Origin of the sequence: Janibacter sp. A1S7 (assembly GCF_037198315.1) — a bacterium.
Lineage (GTDB): Bacteria > Actinomycetota > Actinomycetes > Actinomycetales > Dermatophilaceae > Janibacter > Janibacter alittae.
Genome location: NZ_CP144913.1, coordinates 1,069,301 through 1,091,922 on the forward strand (window position 1 = coordinate 1,069,301; position 22,622 = coordinate 1,091,922).

Below are 22,622 nucleotides of genomic sequence, written 5' to 3' on the forward strand. Positions count from 1 at the left end.
GGGTGGGGGAGTGCTGCGCACCCGCCAACCGATCCGGCTCCTGGGCGTCGACGACGTCGACGACGCCTTGGACCTGTGTGCGCGTGATCCCGCGGCGAATGTCTTCGTCGCCAGTCGGATCCTCGACGGCGGGCTCGGCCCCGGATCCACCGCAGCACACGGCTACTTCGTCGACGGGCGACTCGAGGCCTTCGTCTGGTCCTATGCCAACGTCGTCCCGGTCGGCACCGGCCCCGAGAGCTGGGGCCCCCTGGCGGGACAGGTCAGGCGCCTGCGGCGACGCAGCGCCTCCTTCCTCGGACCCCGCGAGGAGGTCCTCGGCCTGTGGCAGGAGGCCGGGTCGGTCTTCCCCCGCCCGCGGGCGATGCGCACCGAGCAGCCGCTGATGGCCACCCGAACCCCACCGTCCCGGCTCGGCTTCGCGGTCGACGCACGGGTGCGTCCCGCCCACCTCGACGAGGTCGACCTCGTCCTGCCGGCCGCCGAGCACATGTTCACCCACGAGATCGGCTACCGCCCCTACACCGGCAGCCCCGCGTTCTACCGTGACTCGATCTGGCGCCTCATCCGTCAGGGACGCACGTACGTCGTCGTCGAGCGCGGGCGGGTGATCTTCAAGGCCGACATCGGCTCGGTCGCCCTCGACACCTGCCAGATCCAGGGTGTCTGGCTGTCCCCGGAGCTGCGTGGACAAGGTCTGGCCGCGGGCTTCATGGCCTCGGTGGTGGAGCAGACGATGGCCGACCACGCCCCCTTCGTCACGCTGTACGTCAACGACTACAACGTCTCCGCCCTGGCGACCTACGAGCGTGTCGGCATGCGTCGGACGGGCACCTTCGCGACCATCCTCCTGTGATCAGAGGGTGAAGACGACCTTGCCCACGAGGTCGCCGGACTCCATCGCCGCGAAGCCATCACGTGCCCGGTCCAAGGGCAGGGTGCGGTCGATGAGCGGGCGGGTGCCCGTCGACTCGAGCAGCCGCACGAGGTCACCGAGCTCGCTCCGGGTGCCCATCGTCGAGCCGATCACGCTCAACTGCAGGAAGAAGATCCGGGTCAGCTGCGCGTCATCGGGCCGGGCACCGGAGGTGTGGCCCGCGATGACGATCCGACCACCCGGGCGCAGGGCGCGGATGGAGTGGTCCCAGGTGGCTCGGCCGACCGTCTCCATCACCGCGTCGACCTTCTCCGGCAGCCGCTCGCCCACGTCGAAGACGGCGTGGGCGCCCAGCTCGAGGGCCCGGGCCCTCTTCTCCTCGCTGCGCGAGGTGGCCAGCACGCGCACTCCGGCAGCGCGGGCCAGGGTGATCAGCGCCGTGGCCACGCCTCCGCCGGCGCCCTGGACGAGCACCGACTCACCGGGACGGACGCCGCCGCGCACGAAGAGCATCCGGTAGGCGGTCAACCAGGCCGTGGGCAGGCACGCAGCCTCCTCCATCGACAGCCCCGCCGGCTTGGCCACGACATTGCCCGCGGGCACGACGACGGTGTCCGCGAAGGTGCCCTGGTGCCGCTCGGAGAGCAGCGAGCGCTTGGGGTCGGTGGTCTCGTCGCCGGAGAAGCCGGGGGAGGGGATCACCGAGTGGACGACGACCTCGTTGCCGTCCTCGTCCAGGCCCGCGGCGTCGCAGCCGAGGATCATCGGCAGCTTGTCCTCGCCGAGCCCGACGCCCTTGAGCGACCACAGGTCGTGGTGGTTGAGCGCGGTGGCCCTCACGGCGACCCGCACCCAGCCCTCGGGTGCCTGCGGGTCGGGACGCTCACCGACCACGAGTCCGGCCAGCGGGTCATCGGGGTTGATGCTCTCGGCGTACACGGCGCGCATCGGTGCGTCCTCTCGATCGGGGTCTGTCTGCCGCCACTCTGCCAGCGCCGGTGCCGCAGATCCACGTGAGTGCACCGGCGTGGGGTCGCCCAGCGACGACGGGCTCCCGGGTGAGCGGCTAGCGTGAGTCGGGCTACGCCGAACAGAAGGAGCGAGCATGCCCACCATCGCGGACAACGTCATCGCCACACTGCGGGCCAACGGGGTGACCCGGGCCTACGGGATCCCCGGGGACTCCCTCAACGGCTTCACCGAGGCCATGCGGCGGGACGGGTCGATCGCGTGGAAGCTCGTGCGCCACGAGGAGGCTGCGGCCTTCGCCGCCGCTGCGGATGCCGAGCTGACCGGTGAGATGGCCGTGGTGCTCGGCAGCTGTGGTCCGGGCAACCTGCACCTGATCAACGGGCTCTTCGATGCCCAGCGCAACCGGGTGCCGGTGCTGGCCATCGCCGCCCAGATCCCCAGCGCCGAGATCGGCAGCGGCTATTTCCAGGAGACCCACCCGCAGAACCTCTTCCAGGAGTGCAGCGTCTACTGCGAGATGGTCTCCGACCCGTCGCAGATGCCGCGGATGCTGCAGACCGCGATGCGGGCGGCGATCCAGCAGCGCGGCGTCGCGGTGCTCGTCGTGCCCGGCGACGTCGCCCAGGCCGAGGCGCAGAAGACGATGGTCACCACCATCGAACGGGCCCGGGCCCGGGTCGTTCCCGCAGCCGACCAGCTGCAGCGGGCGAGCGAGCTGCTCAATGCCTCGAAGCGCACGACCCTGCTCGTGGGCGTCGGTGCCGAGGGCGCGAAGCAGGAGGTGCTGGAGCTGGCCGAGACCCTCGGCGCCCCGGTCGTGCACTCGCTGCGCGGCAAGCAGCACGTCGAGGGCGACAACCCCTACGACGTCGGCCTGACCGGCCTCCTCGGGTTCGCGTCGGGCTACCGGGCGATGGAGAAGGCCGACACCATCCTCATGCTCGGGACGGACTTCCCCTACCGGCAGTTCTACCCGCAGGACGCGCGCCTCATCCAGGTCGACCTGCGTGGTGAGCAGCTCGGGCGCCGGGCCCCGCTCGATCTCGGGCTCGTCGGTGACGTGCGCGAGACCCTGCGCGAGCTGCTGCCGACGCTGCGACGCAACGAGGACCGTCGTCACCTGAACGACTCGTGCGACCACTACAAGCGCACCCGTGAGGACCTGGACGACCTGGCCGTCCCGTCGAGGAGGGGACGGCCGATCCACCCCCAGTACGTCGCCAAGCTCATCAACGACCTCGCGGACGAGGACGCGGTCTTCATCCCCGACGTCGGGTCGCCGGTGGTGTACGCCGCGCGCTACCTCCAGTGCCGGGGTGACCGCAGGGTCATCGGTTCCTTCGTCCACGGGTCGATGGCGAACTCGGTGCCGCACGCCATCGGCGCCCAGGTGGCCCACCCCGACCGACAGGTGATCACCCTCAGCGGTGATGGTGGCCTGGCGATGCTCATGGGCGAGATGCTGACCGTCGGCCAGTACGACCTGCCGATCAAGATCGTCGTCCTGAACAACTCCTCGCTCAACTTCGTCGAGCTGGAGATGAAGGCCGCCGGGCTGCCGGACTTCGGTACCCACCTGGACAACCCCGACTTCTCCAAGGTCGCGGAGTCGGTCGGGATGCGGGGGATCCGGGTCACGGAGTCGACGGAGCTCGAGGGTGCACTGCGCGAAGCCTTCGCCCACGACGGGCCGGCCCTCGTCGACGTGGTCACCGACCGGCAGGAGCTGACCATCCCGCCCGCGATCTCCGCCGAGCAGATCAAGGGCTTCACGCTGTACGCACTGCGTACGGTGATGTCCGGACGCGGTGACGAGCTGCTCGACCTCTCCCGCTCCAACCTGCGCCAGATCTTCTAGAAGGAGCGCCATGACCCGACCCGATCCGCCCACCGCTGCGCTGGCGGGGATCTTCGCCGTGTCCGGTGTGATCCACCTCGTCCGACCGCAGGTCTTCGAGCCGATCGTGCCGGCACCCCTGCGCGACCACGACCGAGCTCTCGTGCACGTGTCCGGGGTCGCCGAGCTCGCCTGCGCGGCAGGACTGCTCATCCCGGCGACCCGTCCCGTGGCGGGGCTCACCAGCGCGGCGCTGCTTGTCGCGGTCCTCCCGGCGAACGTGCAGATGAGCATCGACCACGGCCGTCGGGCCCGACGCAGGCGGACCCCGCAGGCCTGGGCCGTCTTCGCCGGGACACTCGCCCGACTGCCGCTGCAGCGGCCGCTCGTGCGCATCGCGCTGCGCGCGGCCGGGAAGGAATGAGTGCATGAGTACCGAGGACACGACCCTCGACCTGCCCCCGGAGGTCGTCGCCGCGGTCCGCGGCGCCCGCCGGGTCCTGGTCCTGACCGGCGCCGGCATGAGCGCCGAGTCCGGTGTGCCGACCTTCCGTGACGCGCAGACCGGGTTGTGGGAGGAGTTCGATCCCTCGCAGCTGGCCACCGCCGAGGCCTGGCAGGAGGACCCCCGCTTCGTGTGGGCCTGGTACGCGTGGCGGATGCATCTGGTCCGCGAGGTCGAGCCCAATGCCGGCCACCGCGCGATCGCCGACCTCAGCCGACTGCGGGAGGTGACGATCTCCACGCAGAACGTCGACGATCTGCACGAACGTGCCGGATCGAGCGTCGCCGCCCACGTCCACGGCTCCCTCTTCGCGTTGCGGTGCGCCGACTGCGACACCCCCTACGAGCGGGCGGTCGACCTGCCCGTCGAGCCGCAGGAGCGCCTCGCCCCGCCGCAGTGCCCCCAGTGCGGGGCGCACGTGCGCCCCGGCGTCGTGTGGTTCGGCGAGATGCTCCCCGAAGCGGATGTCGCCGCGACCGAGGCCGCGATCGACGTGCTGGAGCCCGGTGACGTCGCGCTGGTCATCGGCACGTCCGGGCTCGTCTTCCCTGCCGCCGGCTACCCGGCGATGGCCCGCGCCGAGGGAGCCACCGTCATCGAGGTCAACCCGACCGAGACCGAGGTCTCGGACATGTGCCACCACGTCGTGCGTGGCACCGCGGCTCAGGTGCTGCCTGCCCTCGTCGCCACCGTGGCTCACTGACCTCGCCGGCGCAGGGTCAGGGGCACCTTCGCGTCCAACCGACCGCGCGGAGCGGACCGCGGCGCGGCTGGTCACCCGACGGCCGTTGAGGCGGGCGGGGCGCTCGTCGGCTGACCGGCGGATATCCTTGCCGGGTACCGCCCCCTTCGTCCCCGCCAGGAGTCCTTTCCGTGGTCACGCGCATGTCGTCCCTCTTCCTCCGCACCCTCCGGGAGGACCCGGCCGACGCGGAGCTGCCGGGGCACAAGCTGCTCGTGCGCGCGGGGTACGTGCGCCGCGCCGCGCCGGGGATCTACACGTGGCTGCCGCTGGGGCTGCGGGTCCTGCGCAAGGTCGAGACGATCGTGCGCGAGGAGATGGAGGCGATCGGTGGTCAGGAGCTGGTCTTCCCCGCGCTGCTGCCCAAGGAGCCCTACGAGGCGACCAACCGCTGGACCGAGTACGGCGACACCCTCTTCCGCATCGTCGACCGCAAGGACGCCCAGATGCTGCTCGGTCCGACCCACGAGGAGATGTTCTGTCTCGCGGTCAAGGACATGTACACCTCGTACAAGGACCTGCCGCTGACGCTCTTCCAGATGCAGAACAAGTACCGCGACGAGGCCCGCCCGCGCGCCGGCGTGCTGCGTGGCCGCGAGTTCATCATGAAGGACTCCTACTCCTTCGACATCGACCAGGCCGGCCTGCAGAAGGCCTACGACGCGCACCGCGACGCCTACATCAAGATCTTCGACCGCTTCGGCTTCGAGTACGTCATCGTCCACGCCGACTCGGGTGCGATGGGGGGCAGCGCCAGCGAGGAGTTCCTCGCCGTGAGCCCCAACGGCGAGGACACCTTCGTCCGCGACGACTCCGGCTACGCCGCCAACGTCGAGGCCGTCGAGGTGCCCGTCGCGGCGCCGGTCGAGGTGACGGCCGGACCCGCGCACGTCGCGGACACCCCCGACACCCCGACGATCGACACCCTCGTCGCCACGCTCAACGCCGACCACCCGCGTGCCGACGGCCGCCCGTGGACCGGCGCGGACACGCTGAAGAACGTGCTCGTCATGCTCGTCCACCCCGCCGACGAGGAGCACGAGGAGCCCTGGCGCGAGCCCCTGGCCATCGGCGTCCCCGGTGACCGGGAGGTGGACGCCAAGCGCCTCGAGGTGCAGGTGGCGCCCGCGGAGGTCGAGGAGTTCGGTGCGGCCGACTTCGCCGCGCACCCCGAGCTGGCGAAGGGGTACATCGGCCCCGGCGTGCTCGGGACGAAGCACAAGGCCGGCGGCAGCAGTGCCATCAGATACCTCCTCGACCCGAGCATCGCCGAGGGCAGCGCGTGGGTCACCGGCGCCGACGAGCACGGCAAGCACGTCATCGACCTCGTCCACGGGCGCGACTTCACCGCCGACGGGCGCATCCAGGCCGCCGAGATCCGCGAGGGCGACCCCAGCCCCAGCGGCACCGGCACGCTCACCCTCGCCCGGGGGATCGAGATGGGCCACATCTTCCAGCTCGGGACCAAGTACGCCGAGGCGCTCGGGCTGAGGGTGCTCGACGAGAACGGCACGCTCGTCACCGTGACCATGGGTTCCTACGGGGTCGGCGTCACCCGTGCCGTCGGTGTCATCGCCGAGGACAACCACGACGAGGCCGGCCTGGTGTGGCCGCGGCAGGTCGCCCCCTTCGACGTGCACGTCGTCGTCGCCGGCAAGGGCGACGAGCTGCTCACCGCTGCCGGTGATCTCGCCGCCCAGCTGGAGGCGAAGGGGGTTGAGGTCATCCTCGACGACCGCGCCGGCAAGGTCAGCCCGGGAGTGAAGTTCAAGGACGCCGAGCTCATCGGCGTCCCGACGATCCTCGTCGTCGGCAAGGGGCTGGCCGACGGGGTCGTCGAGATCAAGGACCGCCGCACCGGTGAGCGCCGTGAGGTCCCGGTCGGTGAGGCGGTCGACGCCGTCCGCGCCGAGATCGGGGCCAGACCATGAGCATCGGCGGGGTGCGCCACCCGCTGACCGCCCACGAGCGCCCGGAGGCCGGGCCCGTGCACGCGGTGATCTTCGACTGGGGCGGCACCCTCACCCCCTGGCACACGATCGACCTGGGTCAGCAGTGGCGCGTCTTCGCCCGCGAGGTGCACGGGATCCCGATCGACTCCGACGAGGTGCCCCAGGAGGACCTCGAGCGCGCGCAGGAGCTCGGCGAGCGGCTGCACGCCGCCGAACGCGCGGCCTGGCAGCGGGTGCGGGACGACCATCGCAGTGCCCACCTCGACGACATCCTCGCCGAGGCCGGCGTCGACCACCGCGAGGACCGGCACCACGTCGCGCTCGCCGCCTACCGGCGCTTCTGGGAGCCGCACACCCACACCGACCCGCAGGTGCGCCCGCTCCTGCAGGGACTGCGTGCCAGGGGACTGAGGACCGGCGTGCTGTCCAACACCATCTGGAGTGGCGAGTACCACCGCGAGATCTTCGCGCGCGACGGGGTGCTCGACCTCATCGACGGCGACGTCTACTCCTCCGAGCTGCACGTCATGAAGCCGCACGCCGAGGCCTTCGAGGCGGCGTGTGCCACGCTGGACGTGCAGCCGGTCAACGCGGTGTACGTGGGGGACCGGCTCTTCGAGGACGTGCTCGGCTCGCAGGAGGTGGGCATGCGCGCGATCTGGGTGCCGCACAGCGACATCCCGGCCGACCAGCAGGTGACGATCGACGCGACGCCGGATGGTGTGGCGCAGTCCCTGCTCGACGTGCTCGACATCATCGACCAGTGGCTGACCGAGGGCGGGTGACCGCCTGCGTCGTCAGCGGAGCACCTGCAGCACCTCGGTGACGACGACCCAGCTGGCCAGGCCGAGCACGACGACGAAGCCCAGCTGCCACACCACCACCGGGAGCCCGGTCAGCCGGGCGAGCACGCCCGGGTCGCTGGACGCCTCGACGTGGCCCAGCACCGCGGCGAGGTGTCGCCACGCCCCGACGAGGAGCACGAGGCCCATCCCGACGAGGACGTGCTGCTGCACGGGGTCGTCGCGCCACCACCACACCGCGAAGGCCGCGGCGAGCGAGACGAGGACGACCAGCGCGGTCAGCAGCGACCGCACGAAGAGGAGTGCGACCAGCATCGCCGCCAGGAGGGCCGAGAGGACCGGGGCGGCCCACCCCTTCGCCGCCACCCACACCAGCAGTGCCCCGACGATCGCCGGTGCCGGGTAGCCGGCCCACGTGGTGGCCACGACTCCGGCGCCACGAGGGGGGCCGACCGTGACGGCATGGCCGGACATGTCGGCACGCAGCACGAATCCGCGGAACCTGCGCCCCACCGCGACGCCCACGACCGCGTGTCCCAGCTCGTGCACGAGCGTGACGACGAGACGCAGTACGCGCCATGCCGGCCACCAGGTGACGGCGACGCCGGCGACGACGAGCACCGCGGCCAGACCGGGCGCGGCGAGCTGGGGTGTCGTGGCCGCGGGCAGGGAGCGGTCGACGATCTCGGTGAGCAGGTCCACGCCGCCGACCGTACGGGGTCGATCCGTGCGGGCGTGACAGTCTGGGCGCATGACGCACGTGCTCCTCCTCGGTGGGACCGCCGAGGCCCGTGACCTCGCGGGCCGTCTCGAGGCGCGGGGCGTCCCGATCACCTCTTCGCTGGCCGGCCGGGTCTCCGCGCCGCGACTGCCGGTCGGTCCGGTGCGCACCGGAGGCTTCGGGGGAGTGGGTGGACTCGTCGAGTGGATCATCGGGCAGGACGTGACGGCGGTCGTCGACGCGACGCACCCCTTCGCCGGGACGATGGGCGCCCATGCGGCACAGGCCTGCGCGCGCGCGGACGTGCCGTTGCTCCGGCTGGCCAGGCCCGGATGGGCGGGCCACCCGGACGCCGCCGACTGGACGTGGGTCCAGGGTCACCTCGCCGCCCGTGAGGCTGCTGACGCCCTGGGCGGGACCCCCTTCGTCACGACCGGCCGACAGACCCTGCACCACCACCTCTCGGCCTGGGCCGACCGGGACCTCCTCGTCCGGCTCGTCGAGCCGCCGCAGGACCCGCTGCCGCCCGCTTGGACGGTGCTGCGCTCGCGTGGTCCCTTCGACGTGGCCGGTGAGGAGGCGTTGATGCGTGGGCACCGCGTCGGGGTGCTGCTGACCAAGGACTCCGGTGGTGGCTTCACCGCCGCCAAGCTCACCGCCGCACGGACCCTCGGGATCCCGGTCGTCGTCGTCGCCCGGCCCGCGCGTGCCGAGGGCGTCGAGCAGGTCAGCGATGCCGGCGCGGCTGCCGAGTGGGTTCTGTCCCGGTCCCGGGCCGGGTGACCGGGAGACCTCGAGGTGACCGGGCCGGGCCGGCAGATGACGCGGTCAGGGACGGTGCGCCGTGAGGACCAGCCGGAGCCCGACCGCCGCGGCGAGCGTGACGGCGCCGACCCGCCGTGACAGGGCGACCGCGCGCGGGAGATCGGCCACCGTGACCGCACGGCCGCCACCGAGCGTCGGACGGTCCTCGATGCCGCTGGCGTAGACCGTGCGTCCACCCAGGCGGACGCCGAGGGCGGCGGCGAAGCCGGCCTCGACACGGCCGGCATTGGGGCTGGGGTGGGCCGGTCCGTCCCGGAGCGCGGCCCGCGCGACCGCACCGGCGCGAAGGGGGGCTGCCGCGGCGGTCGCGAGGACGGTCGCCCGGGCGGGAACCCAGCCCAGCACGTCGTCGAGGCGGGCGGCGGCCCAGCCGAAGCGCGCGTAGCGCTCGGTCCGGTGCCCGTGCATGGCGTCGAGGGTGTTGACCGCGCGGTGCAGCACCACCCCGAGCGGTCCGAGGAGCGCGCCCCACACGAGGGTGCCGACGACGGCATCCGAGGTGTTCTCGGCGACGGACTCGACGGCCGCCCGGGTGACGTCGTCCGCGGACAGGTCGTCGGTCGTGCGTCCGACGAGGTGACGGACCCGCTCGCGTGCTGCGGCCAGGTGACCGTCGTCGAGCAGGGCGTGCACCGCTGCGCCCTCCCGGCCCAGGCTCGTGCCGCCGAGCGCGGCCCACACCAGGACCGCGGTGGCGCCGGCCCGCGCCGCAGGCGGCAGGCGGCCGGCCGTGACGCCGAGGGCGAGGACCGGAGCGACCACGAGCGCCTCGGTGGCCACTCCTGCCGCCCGCGAGTCGGCGTACGTCCGCGCCTCGACCCAGCCGGCCCAGGAGCCGAAGACCGCCACCGGGTGCCCCCGCTGCGGGTCGCCGAGGAGGCGGTCGGCCACCCACCCCGCGACGAGACCCGCCGCCACGGGTGCGGGCGAGGGGAGCCTCACGTGTCGCCCTTCTCCGGGTGGTCGTCCTCGGACGCCGTGTCCTTGACGGCGAGCACCTGGCCGGCGACCGCGAGGAGGACCCGGTCGGCACCGGCGGCCAGGCGCTGGTTGAGCAACCCGAGACGATCGGCGAAGATCCGTCCGGACCGGTGCTCGGGGACCACGCCCCAGCCGACCTCGTTCGTCACCGCGACCACGTGGGCCGCCGCGTGCCACGCGGAGTCCAGGGCGGCGATCCGGTCGTCGAGCTGCGGCCCCCACCGGGACTCCGGCGACTCCCAGGCCCCGAGCTCGTCGAGCTGCGCGGTCAGCCACGTGCCGAGACAGTCGAGGAGGACCGGGCCGGTGGCAGCACCCAGGGCAGCGGCGGCGTCGGTGGTCTCGACGGTCGACCACGCCGCGGGCCGTCGACCCCGGTGCAGGGCGATGCGGGCGACCCAGTCGGCGTCGTCGAGCACGGGGCCGGTGGCGAGGTAGGTCACCGGGGCATCGATCGGCAGGTGCGGGGGCAGCAGCAGCGACTCCGCGTGCCGGGACTTGCCGGAGCGGACACCACCGGTGACGAGGACGCGCATGCTCACCAGGCCAGCGTGAGCACGACGAGGGTGGTGGTCAAGGTGACCTCGACGGCGGCGCCGAGCACGTCGCCGTTGATCCCGCCGAGGACGGCGACGGCCTTGTCGCGCAGGAGGGTCGGGGCGAGCAGCCCGAGGACGACGGCGACGAGCACCATGAGGCCGCCGCGCAGCAGGTCCCGACCCTCGAGGAGGGAGAGCTGGGGAAGGGTCGCAAGGGCCAGGACACCGGCCATCGACAGCGCGAGGGCACCGGCGGCGGCCACCGGCACCGTGCCGACGAAGGCCGCGGCCATCCGGGACCCCGCCGCCGGGGTGGTGTCCCTCGCGCAGAGACGCGCGCACACCGACCGTGACAGCAGCACGGCGGCCGCGACGACGAGGGCGCCGCGCCACCCGGCGCCGAGCAGGTCGGTGATCGCGGCGGCCTGCAACAGGAGCGTGAGCACGAGGGCGGCGGCACCCATCGGCCCCACGTCTCCACGACGCATCACGTCGAGGGCGCGATCGCGGTCGAACCCGGCACCGAGCGCGTCGACCACGTCGGCGAGCCCGTCGAGGTGCATCGCCCGCGAGCCGTACGCGAGGACGACGAGCACGAGTCCCGCGGCGACGAGGGGTGGCAGGCCCAGCTCGACACTCGCCGCCACGAGCCCGGCGCCGAGTGCCAGCGGCAGCACCGCGACCGGGGCGAGCAGCAGCGCCGCACGAGCCGTGCGGGCATCGAGGGTGACCGTGCCGCTGGGGATCCTCGTGAAGGTCCCCAGGGCGAGTCGCAGCCCGTCGCCGGTCGTGTTCACCCGAGGTCCTCCATGCCGGCCAAGGCTGCCACGACGTCCCCGATGACGGTGATCGCGGGCGGGGCGATCCGCCCTTCGTCGGCCACGGTGGCGATCCGGGACAGGGGCGCCCGGACGACCCGCTGGTCCGGGCTCGCGCCGTCGGCGATGGACGCGGCGGGGGTGGCCGGGTCGAGCCCGGCGTCGACGAGCGCCTGTGCGATCGGGCCGAGGGTGGCCACGCCCATCAGGACGACGATGGTCAGCCCGGAGGTGGCCAACGCCGCCCAGTTGACCTCGCTGCGCGGGTCCTCGGGGGCGACGTGCCCGGAGACGACGGCGACACCCTGGGACAGACCGCGGTGGGTGACCGGGATGCCCGCGAGGGCGGGCACCGCGAAGGCCGAGGAGACGCCCGGGACGACCTCCACGGCGATGCCCGCCTCGGTACAGACCTGCCACTCCTCGCCGCCGCGGCCGAAGAGGTAGCCGTCGCCGCCCTTGAGGCGCACGACGGTCCGGCCGGCGCGGGCGTGCGTCAGGAGGATCTCGTTGATCCGCTCCTGCGGGGTGAACTCGCCGCGCGGGATCTTGCCGACGTGCACGACCTCCGCTTGCGGGGCGTGCTGGGCGATGGCGGCCAGCGGTGCGAGCCGGTCGGTGACGACGACGTCGGCCACGGCGAGCGCGTCCCGGCCGGCGAGGGTGAGCAGGCCCGGGTCGCCGGGACCGCCGCCGACGAGCAGGACCCGTCCGGTGGGTGTCGGTGGGCTGCTGGTGCTCATGCGGTCCTCGTGTGCTCTCGTCGGGGCAGGATCCGACCCAGCTCGCGCAGCAGGCCGTCGATGGTGTGCGGGTCACGGACGGCGATCCGCACCCACGAAGGGTCCAACCCGGGAAAGGTATCCCCCCTGCGCACCGCCCACCCAGCAGCCCGCAGGTCCTCGCGCACGCCGGGGCCGACCCGGGCGAGGACGAAGGGGGCGTGCGTCCCGGTCGTCGGGACGCCGAGCCCGGCCAGCCCGGCGGTCAGGTGAGCGCGCCACCGGGTCAGCTCGTCGGCGGCCTGATCGGCCTCGGCCCGGGCGTGCGGGGCGGCCGTCTCGGTCATCACGCGCAGCGCGAGCGAGCCGACCGACCAGTGCGGCTGGTGGCTCGCGAGGGTCGCCACGAGGTCCTGGTCGCCGGCGACGTAACCGGCCCGGACGCCGGCGACGGCCCACGTCTTGGTCAGCGAGCGCACGACGAGGAGGCCGGTGAGGTCGCCGGGGATGAGCGACTGGGTCTCTCCGGGCACGGTGTCCATGAAGGCCTCGTCCACGAGGAGTACCCGCCCGGCCCGCACGAGTGGGCGAAGGGCGTCGGCCCGGTGGAGAGCGCCGGTCGGGTTGGTCGGGTTGCCGATGACGACGAGGTCGGCGTCGCCGATCTCCTCGATCGTCTCGGCGGTGAGTGCGAAGTCGTCCTCAGGGCGCAGCAGCACCCGGCGAACGGCGTGCCCGGCAGCGACGAGGGCGGCCTCGGGCTCGGTGAACTGCGGGTGCACGACGACGGCGTCGCGCGGGGTGAGTGCGCGGGCCAGCAGGGTGAAGGCCTCGGCACCGCCGCTGGTGGGGAGCACCTGCTCGCGGGCCAGACCGTGGCGGTTGGCGATCGCGTCGCGCGCCCGGGTGGCATCCGGGTAGGTCGCGACAGAGGCCAGCTCGTCGACCAGCGCCGCGGCCAGCCACTCAGGCGGCTGGGTGAGCCGGACGTTGACCGCGAGGTCGATCAGGTCGTCCGCGACCTCGACGTCCCCGTGGTGACGCAGCGGATCGCCGGTGTCATCCCCCTTCGCCTCCCGATACGAAGTGCTGCTGGCTGCACTTCGTTGAGCCAGCAGCACCTCGTGGTGCTGCTGGCCATACGAACTAGAGCCTGCAGCACTTCGTCGGGGGAGGGAGGCGACGAAGGACGCGGCCAGGCCGGGGGAGCCCGCCCAGTGGGTGTGCAGGTAGGACGCGACGAGGGTCGCGCGGCCGGTGCCGGCGGGGTCCAGGGCGAAGCCTTCCTCGCGCCCGTCGAGCGACCACGCGGCCGGGGACCCGGCAACGGGAGTGGTCCGCGTGCGGTGGAACTCGTGGCCGGTGACGCGGGTGCCGCCGGGGCCGAGCACCGAGTCGGTCACCGAGACGGCCTCCCGGTAGCCGAGGGTGAGCCGGCGCCCCATGGCCGCCCGGGCCGGCACCGCACCGACCATCGGGTGTCCCTCGAGAGCCTCGGCGAGGTAGAGCATGCCCGCGCACTCGGCCACGGTCGGCAACCCGGCGGCGACGGCTGAGCGGATCTGCTCCACGAGAGGGCGGTTCGTCGCCAACGAGCGCGCGTGCACCTCGGGGAACCCCCCGCCGAGATACAGTCCGCACGTCCCCTCGGGCAGCGACTCGTCCCGCGCGGGGTCGAACTCCACCACCCGGGCCCCGGCCGCCTCGAGCAGCTCGACGGTCTCCGGGTAGCGGAAGGTGAAGGCCCGCCCCCCGCCGACCGCGACGACCGGTCGGCTCGCTCCGGCCCTGATCTGGGAGGAGACGACGAGCTCGGGCGACCACGGCTCGACCTCCAGATCGGGTGCCGCATCGGCCGCCGGAAGCAGCGCGTTGAGGTCGATGTGCTGCTCGGCGATGGTCGCGATGTGGTCGAGGGACGCTGCGGCCGAGGAGCGTTCGGCTGCGGGGACGAGCCCGAGGTGTCGCGAGGGGACGTGCATCGCGGCGTCGCGGGGGAGTACCCCCCGCACGGGGACCCCGACGGCCTCGACGGCGCGCCGGGCCTCCTGGCCGTGCCGGGGAGTGCCGGCCTTGTTGAGCACGACCCCGACCACGTCGAGCCGCGGGTCGATCGTCGCGAGCCCGTGCACGGTGGCCGCGACGGTCCGGGAGGTGGCGGAGATGTCGACGACGAGCACGACGGGGGTCCGCGTCAGGGCGGCGACGTGCGCGCTCGAGGCGAAGCCGTCCGTGCCCAGCCGCCCGTCGAGCAGACCCATGACGCCCTCGATGACGGCGATGTCCGCGCGGTGGGGGTGCGTGGCGCCGCGGGCGAGGAGGGGAGCGACCCTCCCTTCGCCCACGAGCCACGGGTCGAGGGTGCGGCTCGGCCGCCCGGTCGCCAGCGCGTGGTAGCCGGGGTCGATGTAGTCGGGCCCAACCTTGGCCGGCGCCACGGCCAGGCCACGGCGGGCCAGCGCCGCCATGACCCCGACCGCGATCGTCGTCTTGCCGTGCCCGGAGGCCGGGGCGGCGACGAGCAGGCGGGGAAGGGGGGTGCCCACCGGATCCGACGGCGACACCACACTCACCACTCGATGCCCTTCTGACCCTTCTGCCCGCGGTCGAAGGGGTGGGCGATCTTCGTCATCTCGGTGGCGACGTCGGCGATCTCGAGCAGCTTCGGGTGCGGGTCGCGGCCGGTGATGACGACGTGCTGGTAGCCGGGTCGGTTGGTCAGGGTCTCGACGACGTCGTCGACGTCGACCCAACCCCACGTGAGGACGTAGGTGAACTCGTCGAGCACGTAGACGGTGTGCGTCTCCTGCGCGAGGCGGCGCTTGATCTCCGCCCACCCCTCGCGGGCATCGGCCGCGTGGTCCTCCTCGGTGCCGGCCTTGCGCGACCAGGACCAGCCGGAGCCCATCTTGTGCCACTCGACGGGACCCCCTTCGCCGGTCTCCTCGTGGACGCGACCGAGGGTCTTGTAGACCTCCTCCTCGCCGATCCGCCACTTCGCGGACTTGACGAACTGGAAGACGCCGATGGCCCACCCCTGGTTCCAGCCACGCAGTCCCAGCCCGAAGGCGGCGGTCGACTTGCCCTTGCCGGTGCCGCCGTGGACGACGACGAGCGGGGAGTGGCGGCGCTGGCGCGTGGTCAGTCCGTCGTCGGGGGTGATGGGCGTGCGTCCCTGGGCCATCAGGCGGCGCTCCTTCGGGGGCTGGTGCGGTCGGTGACGATCTCGACGAGGCCGCTGGCGGCGACCTGCTCGAGGGGGATGTGCTCGGCGCCCATGCGCCCGGCGAGGTCGGCGGCCAGGCCCATCCGGAAGCGTCCGGACTCGCAGTCCACGACGACGGTCTCTGCCGTCGATCCCCAGGCGTCGGCGATCCGCTGGGCGCGCACGAGGGCGTCCGTGCCGGCCGTCGCCCGACCGTCGGTGACGATGACGACGAGGGCGCGTTGGGTGCGGTCACGCACCCGTTCACGGGCGACGACCCGGGCGACCTCGCTCAGGCCCTCTGCCAGGGGGGTGCGGCCACCGTGCGGCAGGTCGGCCAGCCGTGCGGCCGCGGCGTCGACGGATGAGGTCGGTGGTAACGCGACCTCGGCGCCGGTGCCGCGGAAGGTGATCAGCCCGACCCGGTCGCGCCGTTGGTAGGCGTCCAGCAGCAGGGACAGCACCGCGGTCTTCACCTCGCTCATCCGCTTGCGGGCGGCCATCGAGCCGGAGGCGTCGACGGCGAGCAGGACGAGGTTGGCCTCCCGGCCGCGGGTGACCGCGTGGCGCAGGTCGGCGCCGGTGACCCGGGCGGGACCGAGTCCGGTCGCGCGGCGTGCCGCGGAGGCCCGCAGGGTGGCGGTCAGGTGGACGGGTGAACCCGCCGGCTCCTGCCCGGTGGGGTGGACGCCGACGGTGCGACCGCGCGGGGTCAGGGCGGGGGAGCGGCGCCCGGACGGGCCCGCACCGACTCCGGCCAGCTCCAGCCGTCGTGCGCGGTAGGGCTGCTCGGCGCTCGCGGTCCCCACCGGGGCCGCCATGCCGCCGGTGGGCGCGGAGTCGTCCGTCTCCTCGGGTCCGGACTCGGGCGAAGGGGGGCCCTCCCGGTCACTCGACACCTCCTGCTCGGTGCTCGACGAGGCGGGGTCCGGATCGGCGCTGTTCCCCCGTGGCGGGGACGTCGGGCCGTCCGTGGTGCTGCTCCGGCCGTCCTGTCCGGTGGGCCGGTCCTGCGGCGGCGTGTCCTGGGGGTCGTCGCCGTCGCCGTCGTCAGGGGCCTCGCCGCCACCGGGCGGGTCGTCCTCGGGCTCCTCGTCGAGCAGTCGGTCGAGCAGGTCCTCGTCCAGCCCTGGCGCGTCGAAGGGGGCCCGGCGCCGGCGGTGCGGCAGCGAGAGCAGTGCCGCGGCGCGGATGTCCGCGCGGGTGACGCTCTCGCGGCCCTGCCACGCGGCGTGGGCGGCGGCGGTGCGGGCGGTGACGATGTCGGCACGCATGCCGTCGACGTCGAATCCGGCACAGACGCGGGCGATGGTCTGCAGCGTGCCTGCGTCGAGACGGACGTGGCGCACCGCTTCGCGGGCCGTGGCCAGGCGCTGGGTCAGCTCGGCCTCGGACTCGGCGAACCGCGCTGCGAAGCCCACCGGGTCGGCATCCGAGTCCAACCGTCGACGTACCACCTCCGCCCGCTCGTGCGGGTCGCGGCTCGCGGCGACGTGCACGGTCAGGCCGAAGCGGTCGAGCAGCTGCGGGCGCAGCTCGCCCTCCTCGGGGTTCATCGTCCCGACGAGGGTGATCCGGGCAGGGTGCGAGATCGAGACGCCGTCGCGCTCGACGGTGTTGCGCCCCATGGCTGCTGCGTCCAGGAGCACGTCGACGAGGTGGTCGTGCAGCAGGTTGACCTCGTCGACGTAGAGGATCCCGCGGTGCGCCTCGGCGAGCAGGCCCGGCTGGTAGGTGGCCTCTCCCTCACCGAGGGCGCGGCGCAGGTCCAGGGAGCCGACGACGCGGTCCTCGGTGGCGCCCACCGGCAGCTCGACCAGGCGCGCCGGCCGGGTGGTGGACGGACCGGAGTGCGGCCCGTCGGGGCAGTCCTCGCTGCGCTCGGGGTCGCACCCGAAGCGGCAGTCGCGGGCCACGTGCTGCTCGGGCAGGACCGAGGACAGGGCACGGACCGCGGTGGACTTGGCGGTGCCCTTCTCGCCCCGGACGAGGACACCGCCGATCTCCGGGGCGATGGCACTGAGCACGAGTGCGGTGGTCAGCTCGTCGGCGCCGACGAGGGCGGTGAAGGGATAGCTGGGCATGGAGCCGGGACGGGTCACTGGTGCCTCCTGGCGAGTGTCCGCGCTCGCCGTACGACGTCGCCGGGCGGGTTCGCTCCGACGAGCGCAGACCGATGTCCTGGCTTGGCCCACGGGGCCTTCACAGTGGCGGGACCGCTCCGGATTCGCACCGGATTCCTCGGTTGGCTGCGCCGGACGTCAGCATGCCACAGGTCGGGGTGGGCCTATGGTTGGCGTCCGTGATCGACGTCGTGGGTATCGGTGATGACGGCTGGGTCGGCCTGGACGAGGGCAGGCGCGGCCTCGTCCGCGACGCCACCACCGTGCTGGGGGGCCGCCGGCATCTGGCCCTCGTGGCCGGACACACCGCCGCCGGCGCCGATCTGGTGGCCTGGCCCAGCCCCCTTCGCCCGGCACTGCCCGGTCTCCTCGACACGGCCGCGGGCCGCGGCGCCGTCGTCGTCCTCGCCAGCGGCGACCCCCTGCGCTCCGGCATCGGGACGACCCTGATCGAGCTGCTCGGGGCCGACCGGGTGCGCATCCACCCCGCGCTCTCCGCCGACACCCTCGCCCGAGCCCGGCAGGGCTGGTCGGCCGAGGAGACCAGCGTCGTCACCACCGTCGGCCGTGACCTGCGCGCGGTGCTGCCCCACCTCGCGTCCGGGGCGAGGATCGTCGTGCTCTGCTCCGACGGTCTCGACCCGGCTCGCCTCGGGGGGCTGCTGACCGAGCACGGATGGGGCGCAACGCAGCTCACCGCGCGATGGCACCTAGGCGGTCCGGACGAAGGAGCCCTCGCCACCCGCGCGGACGCCGTCGCCGGTGCCACCGCCGACCTCGTCGTGTGCTGCCTGCAGGTGCGTTCTGAGGATGCGGCGGCCATGTCCTCGGTCGGCACGGTGCCGGGCCGCGCCGAGGACTTCGTCGCGCACGACGGGCAGGTGACCAAGCGCGACGTGCGAGCCAGCGCCCTGGCCCGGCTGCGACCGACCCCCGCAGCGCACCTGTGGGACCTCGGCGCCGGCAACGGCACGATCGCCCTCGAGTGGTGCCTGGCCGCCGACCGGGCCACCGCGACCTGCGTCGAGCGGGACGAGGCCCGCGCCCAGCGCATCCGCGACAACGCCGCCGCGCTCGGCCTCGCCGGTCGGGTCGAGGTGCTCCACGACGACACCGCGACCACCGACCTGACGACCCTGACACCGCCCGACGCCGTCTTCGTCGGCGGCGGCGGGAACGAGGCGCTCCTGACGAGGGCGTGGTCCTCCCTTCGTCCCGGCGGTCGTCTCGTCTCCCACGCCGTCACGCTCGACGGCGAGGCCGTCCTCGTCGGTGCGCACGCGTGGACCGGCGGCGACCTGACCCGTCTGACCGTCGAACGGGCCGTCCCCCTGGGACGCCACCTCTCGTGGACGCCGGCTCGCGCCGTCGTCCAGCTGGCCGCACTCCGAGGAGAGTCATGACCGTCCACTTCATCGGCGCCGGGCCCGGCGCCGCCGACCTGCTCACCGTCCGCGCGACCCGGCTGCTCGCCGCGAGCCCGGTGTGCCTCTACGCCGGGACCTACCTCGACGCCGCCGTGCTCGAGCACTGCCCCGAGGGTGCTCGACTCGTCGACACCCAGACCCTCGACCTCGACGGCATCACCGCCGAGATCGCCGCCGCCCACGAGCGCGGCGAGGACGTCGCGCGGCTCTGCTCCGGCGACCCCTCGGTGTACTCGGCGATCGCCGAGCAGACCCGGCGCCTGGACGAGCGCGGCATCCCGTGGGACATCACCCCCGGCATCTCCGCCTGGACCGCGACCGCCGCCCGGTTGGGGCGTGAGCTGACCGTGCCGGAGGTCGCCCAGTCCGTCGTCCTCACCCGCGCCCAGCGCGACTCGACCGCGATGCCGACGGGGGAGTCGCTCGAGACCTTCGCCGCGACCGGCGCCACCCTCGTGCTCCATCTGGCGATCCGCCGCACCCGGGAGCTCGCCGCCCGCCTGACCGCGCACTACGGCGCCGACTGCCCGGTCGCGGTCGCCTACCGCGTCGAGCAGCCCGAGGAGATCCTCCTGCGCGGCACGCTCGCCGACATCGCCGAGCAGGTCGAGGCCCACGACCTGCGCCAGGCCGCCGTCATCGTCGTCGGGTGGGCGCTGCGGGCCGAGGACTTCACCGAGTCCCACCTTTACTCCTGCGCCCGTGTCGCTGCGCTCGATGAGACGGGTGCTGACACTCCCGGTGGGCTCCGCTAAGGTCAGCCTCGCCATCGCCTCTTGTTGAGGAACCCGGTGAGAAACCGGGACGGTCGCGCCACTGTGAGCGGGTTCTCCGCGAGTCAGGAACTCAGGGCGATGGCAGGACTGCCGGGACGCGTCATCCCGGAGAAAGCGAGCGCTACTCGTGCACATCGCCGAGGGCTTCCTGCCCCCCGCGCACGCCGTCGCATGGACTGCGGTGGCCGCCCCCTTCGTCATCCACGGCACGCGCAGTGCCACCCGCATCGTCCGGGAGAACCCGTCCGCCCGGCTGCTGCTCGGTGCCGCCGGCGCCTTCACCTTCGTCATGTCGGCGATCAAGCTCCCCTCCGTCACCGGCTCGAGTTCGCACCCGACGGGGACCGGCGTGGGCGCGATCATCTTCCGCCCGCCGGTGATGGCACTCCTGGGCACGATCGTGCTGATCTTCCAGGCGCTGCTGCTCGCGCACGGTGGGCTGACCACCTTGGGCGCCAACGTCTTCTCCATGGCGGTCGTCGGGCCGTGGGTCGGCTACGGGCTCTTTCGGCTGCTGGCCGCCGCACCGTTCATGGTGCGCGTCTTCGTCGGTGTCGCGATGGCCAACCTCGCCACCTACGTCACGACCGCCACGCAGCTCGCCCTCGCCTATCCCGAAGGGGGCTTCGTCGAGGCCTGGGGTCGTTTCCTCGGCATCTTCGCCGTCACCCAGATCCCGCTGGCGATCGTCGAGGGCCTGGTGGGCGTGCTGCTGCTCAACGCCCTCATCTCGTGGGCGCGCCCCGAGATGGACGAGCTCGCCGTCCTGCCGACCGACGCCAAGGAGGCCGCCCGTGCGTGAATCCACCCTGACCTTCGGACGCCGCGGCGTCGCCATCGTCCTCGCGGCCGTCGTCGTCCTGATGGCCGTGGCCCTCCTCCTGGGCGGCAGGGCCGCTGCGGGCGAGGAGGAAGCCTTCGGCGGGTCCGACGCCGCCGCCACCACACAGCTGGAGGAAGCCGGCCACGAGCCGTGGTTCGAGCCGCTCATGCCACCCGCCGGCGGTGAGATCGAGTCCGGTCTCTTCGCCCTGCAGGCAGGTCTGGGTGGAGTCGCCCTCGGGTACGTCTTCGGCCGCCTGCGCGGCCGCCCGGCCCGGGCCCCGAGGACGGCCGAAGCCTCCGGATGAGACTGACCCTCGACGACGCAGCGTGGTCCTCCCCGTGGCGGACCCGCTCGACGCTGGAGAAGGCCCTCGTGTGCGTGGGGTTGCTCCTCGTCGCCGCGACGACGACCTCGCTCGTCGTCGCGGGTGGCGTCGGGGTGTGTGCCGTCGGGCTGGCACTCGTGGCCCGGGTGCCGATCGGTCTCTGGTTGCGCTCGATGGTCGGTCCGCTCGTCTTCATCGTCATCGGGGCGGTCACCATCGCGGTGACCCTCGGCCCCGGTGACCTGATCAGCTGGGGCCCGGTCGGCGTGGACGAAGGGAGCGCCTCGCGTGCCCTTCTCGTCGCCGGCCGTGCCCTGGCCGCCACGAGCGCGATGATCCTGCTCGCAGCGACGACCCCGATGGTCGACCTGCTCGCCGGGATGCGGCGGATGCGTGTACCCGAGGTCGCGGTCGACATCGCGGCAGTGACCTACCGGCTGATCTTCTCGCTGCTCGCCAGCGCGACGGCGATCTCCTCCGCCCAGGCCGGACGGCTGGGCTACGCGTCCGGTCGGGCCGCGCGTCGCTCCCTGGGCCAGTTGTGCGCCGCCGTGCTCGTCACCGCCTGGGACCGCGCCCGTCGCCTCGAGGAGGGGTTGGCGGGTCGTGGTGGAGTCGGGACCGTGCCGCTCGTGCCCGCCCGGGCCGTGTCCACCCCCTTCGTCGTCGTGGGGGCCGTCATGGTGCTGTCCCTCGCTGCCCTGTCCCTGAGAGCAGGTCTGTCGTGAGTCACCGACTGGGGTCGTGGACCCCACCTGACGACGTCGACACCGCCGTGGCCGTGCGCGGCGTCCATGCCGGCTACCCGGGCGCGCCGCTGGTGCTGGACTGCGTCAATCTGACCGTGGGGGCGGGGCGGCGTCTGGCGATCCTCGGGGCCAACGGCTCGGGGAAGACGACCCTGCTGCGGGTCCTCGCCGGCAGCCACCGACCGGACGAGGGATCCGTGGTCTCCGGGGGTGCGGTGCTGCAGCACTCGCGGCGCGGGCTGACCGCGCACCGCCAGCGGGTCCAGCTGGTCATGCAGGACCCCGACGACCAGCTCTTCAGCGCCGACGTGCGCAGCGACGTCGGGTACGGGCCGACCAACCTCGGCCTGCCCACCGACGAGGTCGCCGCGCGCGTCGACGAGGCGCTGGCCGTGCTCTCCCTCGGGTCGCTCGCCGACCGGCCCGTGCACCACCTCTCCTTCGGGCAGCGCAAGCGCGTGGCCGTGGCCGGAGCGCTCGCCATGCATCCCGAGGTGCTGCTCCTCGACGAGCCGACCGCTGGCCTCGACCCGGCCGGTGTCCAGGAGATGCTCGCCGCCCTCGCCGCCCTGGAGGCCCACGGCACGACCGTGGTGCTCTCGACGCACGACGTGGACCTCGCCTGGCGCTGGGCCGAGGAGGTGGCCCTGGTCGTCGACCGCGTCGTCCACCAGGGCGAGGTGTCCGACGCCCTCACCGACACCGACCTCGTCCGCGCCGCCCGACTGCGCCCACCGTGGTCGGTCGAGCTCCTGCGCGAGATGGGCGTCGACCCCTCTGGTGCCGGCTGGCCCCGCACGTCCGCCGAGGTGGCTGCGGTGCTCGTGGTGGCGCCGTCACAGTGGCCTCACGATTCTCGGGCGACCCGATAATCCCCGCCTTCGCACGAGTCCCAAA

General features: G+C 73.4%; 22 protein-coding genes and 2 riboswitches. Of the genes, 13 read left to right on the forward strand and 9 right to left on the reverse strand.

Annotated elements, in window-relative coordinates:
• Positions 1 to 10: 10 nt before the first annotated feature.
• Positions 11 to 856: a GNAT family N-acetyltransferase gene (locus V1351_RS05205; RefSeq protein WP_338751389.1), complete on the forward strand. Its 846-nt coding sequence runs from the start codon at positions 11 to 13 to the stop codon at positions 854 to 856.
• Here the strand turns inward: V1351_RS05205 and V1351_RS05210 are convergent, their stop codons facing one another.
• Positions 857 to 1,825 carry a zinc-binding dehydrogenase gene (locus V1351_RS05210; RefSeq protein WP_338751391.1) on the reverse strand — a complete coding sequence of 323 codons (969 nt, stop codon included), beginning with the start codon at positions 1,823 to 1,825 and terminating at the stop codon, positions 857 to 859.
• A 157-nt stretch (positions 1,826 to 1,982) separates the two neighbouring features.
• Here V1351_RS05210 and poxB point away from each other — a divergent pair, with 157 nt between their 5' ends.
• The 5 genes from poxB (at position 1,983) to V1351_RS05235 (ending at position 7,670) form a co-directional block, all read left to right on the forward strand.
• Positions 1,983 to 3,707: a ubiquinone-dependent pyruvate dehydrogenase gene (poxB, locus tag V1351_RS05215; protein ID WP_338751392.1), complete on the forward strand. Its 1,725-nt coding sequence runs from the start codon at positions 1,983 to 1,985 to the stop codon at positions 3,705 to 3,707.
• 10 nt (positions 3,708 to 3,717) lie between these two features.
• Positions 3,718 to 4,110 (forward strand): DoxX family protein, encoded by a 393-nt coding sequence (locus V1351_RS05220; protein WP_338751394.1) that lies wholly within the window; start codon positions 3,718 to 3,720, stop codon positions 4,108 to 4,110.
• Between the two features lie 4 nt (positions 4,111 to 4,114).
• The gene (locus tag V1351_RS05225; protein ID WP_338751397.1) at positions 4,115 to 4,894 is read left to right on the forward strand and encodes an SIR2 family NAD-dependent protein deacylase; all 780 of its coding nucleotides are present in this window, start codon (positions 4,115 to 4,117) and stop codon (positions 4,892 to 4,894) included.
• A gap of 170 nt (positions 4,895 to 5,064) precedes the next feature.
• On the forward strand, positions 5,065 to 6,864 hold the full coding sequence (locus V1351_RS05230; protein WP_338751399.1) for a proline--tRNA ligase: 1,800 nt from the start codon (positions 5,065 to 5,067) through the stop codon (positions 6,862 to 6,864).
• Entirely contained in the window at positions 6,861 to 7,670 is an 810-nt protein-coding gene (locus tag V1351_RS05235) for an HAD family hydrolase (RefSeq protein ID WP_338751401.1), read from the forward strand. Before V1351_RS05230 ends, V1351_RS05235 begins: the two co-directional genes overlap by 4 nt.
• Before the next feature lie 12 nt (positions 7,671 to 7,682).
• Here V1351_RS05235 and V1351_RS05240 read toward each other — a convergent pair whose 3' ends face one another.
• Entirely contained in the window at positions 7,683 to 8,390 is a 708-nt protein-coding gene (locus tag V1351_RS05240) for a M50 family metallopeptidase (RefSeq protein ID WP_338751403.1), read from the reverse strand.
• A gap of 49 nt (positions 8,391 to 8,439) precedes the next feature.
• Between V1351_RS05240 and V1351_RS05245 the strand changes: the two genes are divergently transcribed.
• Positions 8,440 to 9,192, forward strand: a complete 753-nt coding sequence (locus V1351_RS05245; protein ID WP_338751405.1) for a cobalt-precorrin-6A reductase — start codon at positions 8,440 to 8,442, stop codon at positions 9,190 to 9,192.
• Positions 9,193 to 9,237: 45 nt separating this feature from the next.
• On the opposite strand, the gene cbiB is transcribed toward V1351_RS05245, so the two are convergent.
• The 7 genes from cbiB to V1351_RS05280 are packed head-to-tail and all read right to left on the reverse strand — an operon-like array spanning position 9,238 to position 17,601.
• Entirely contained in the window at positions 9,238 to 10,176 is a 939-nt protein-coding gene (cbiB, locus tag V1351_RS05250; RefSeq protein ID WP_338751407.1) for an adenosylcobinamide-phosphate synthase CbiB, read from the reverse strand.
• Complete coding sequence (locus V1351_RS05255; protein WP_338752465.1) at positions 10,173 to 10,751, reverse strand: bifunctional adenosylcobinamide kinase/adenosylcobinamide-phosphate guanylyltransferase; 579 nt, start codon at positions 10,749 to 10,751, stop codon at positions 10,173 to 10,175. Before V1351_RS05255 ends, cbiB begins: the two co-directional genes overlap by 4 nt.
• A gap of 2 nt (positions 10,752 to 10,753) precedes the next feature.
• Positions 10,754 to 11,551, reverse strand: a complete 798-nt coding sequence (locus V1351_RS05260) for an adenosylcobinamide-GDP ribazoletransferase (protein ID WP_338751409.1) — start codon at positions 11,549 to 11,551, stop codon at positions 10,754 to 10,756.
• The gene (gene cobA / locus V1351_RS05265; RefSeq protein WP_338751411.1) at positions 11,548 to 12,315 is read right to left on the reverse strand and encodes a uroporphyrinogen-III C-methyltransferase; all 768 of its coding nucleotides are present in this window, start codon (positions 12,313 to 12,315) and stop codon (positions 11,548 to 11,550) included. The genes V1351_RS05260 and cobA overlap by 4 nt, the downstream gene beginning before the upstream one ends.
• Positions 12,312 to 14,858 (reverse strand): cobyrinate a,c-diamide synthase, encoded by a 2,547-nt coding sequence (locus V1351_RS05270; protein WP_338751413.1) that lies wholly within the window; start codon positions 14,856 to 14,858, stop codon positions 12,312 to 12,314. Before V1351_RS05270 ends, cobA begins: the two co-directional genes overlap by 4 nt.
• A 5-nt stretch (positions 14,859 to 14,863) precedes the next feature.
• The gene (cobO, locus tag V1351_RS05275) at positions 14,864 to 15,478 is read right to left on the reverse strand and encodes a cob(I)yrinic acid a,c-diamide adenosyltransferase (protein WP_338751415.1); all 615 of its coding nucleotides are present in this window, start codon (positions 15,476 to 15,478) and stop codon (positions 14,864 to 14,866) included.
• Complete coding sequence (locus tag V1351_RS05280) at positions 15,478 to 17,601, reverse strand: VWA domain-containing protein (RefSeq protein ID WP_338751417.1); 2,124 nt, start codon at positions 17,599 to 17,601, stop codon at positions 15,478 to 15,480. Before V1351_RS05280 ends, cobO begins: the two co-directional genes overlap by 1 nt.
• Positions 17,602 to 17,653: 52 nt before the next feature.
• Positions 17,654 to 17,795: riboswitch (cobalamin riboswitch) on the reverse strand.
• Positions 17,796 to 17,801: 6 nt separating this feature from the next.
• On the opposite strand from V1351_RS05280, the gene cbiE reads away from it, so the two are divergent.
• The 6 genes from cbiE to V1351_RS05310 all read left to right on the forward strand — a co-directional run bounded on the left by cbiE (position 17,802) and on the right by V1351_RS05310 (position 22,597).
• A complete protein-coding gene (cbiE, locus tag V1351_RS05285; RefSeq protein WP_338751419.1) occupies positions 17,802 to 19,025 on the forward strand; it encodes a precorrin-6y C5,15-methyltransferase (decarboxylating) subunit CbiE in 1,224 nt (407 codons plus the stop codon).
• Complete coding sequence (cobM, locus tag V1351_RS05290; RefSeq protein WP_338751421.1) at positions 19,022 to 19,804, forward strand: precorrin-4 C(11)-methyltransferase; 783 nt, start codon at positions 19,022 to 19,024, stop codon at positions 19,802 to 19,804. The genes cbiE and cobM overlap by 4 nt, the downstream gene beginning before the upstream one ends.
• Positions 19,802 to 19,920, forward strand: a riboswitch (cobalamin riboswitch). Its footprint overlaps the gene before it by 3 nt.
• Before the next feature lie 32 nt (positions 19,921 to 19,952).
• Positions 19,953 to 20,627 carry an energy-coupling factor ABC transporter permease gene (locus V1351_RS05295; protein WP_338751423.1) on the forward strand — a complete coding sequence of 225 codons (675 nt, stop codon included), beginning with the start codon at positions 19,953 to 19,955 and terminating at the stop codon, positions 20,625 to 20,627.
• On the forward strand, positions 20,620 to 20,955 hold the full coding sequence (locus tag V1351_RS05300) for an energy-coupling factor ABC transporter substrate-binding protein (RefSeq protein ID WP_338751425.1): 336 nt from the start codon (positions 20,620 to 20,622) through the stop codon (positions 20,953 to 20,955). The genes V1351_RS05295 and V1351_RS05300 overlap by 8 nt, the downstream gene beginning before the upstream one ends.
• A complete protein-coding gene (gene cbiQ, locus V1351_RS05305) occupies positions 20,952 to 21,704 on the forward strand; it encodes a cobalt ECF transporter T component CbiQ (protein WP_338751427.1) in 753 nt (250 codons plus the stop codon). The genes V1351_RS05300 and cbiQ overlap by 4 nt, the downstream gene beginning before the upstream one ends.
• The gene (locus tag V1351_RS05310; RefSeq protein ID WP_338751429.1) at positions 21,701 to 22,597 is read left to right on the forward strand and encodes an energy-coupling factor ABC transporter ATP-binding protein; all 897 of its coding nucleotides are present in this window, start codon (positions 21,701 to 21,703) and stop codon (positions 22,595 to 22,597) included. The genes cbiQ and V1351_RS05310 overlap by 4 nt, the downstream gene beginning before the upstream one ends.
• Positions 22,598 to 22,622 lie beyond the last annotated feature (25 nt).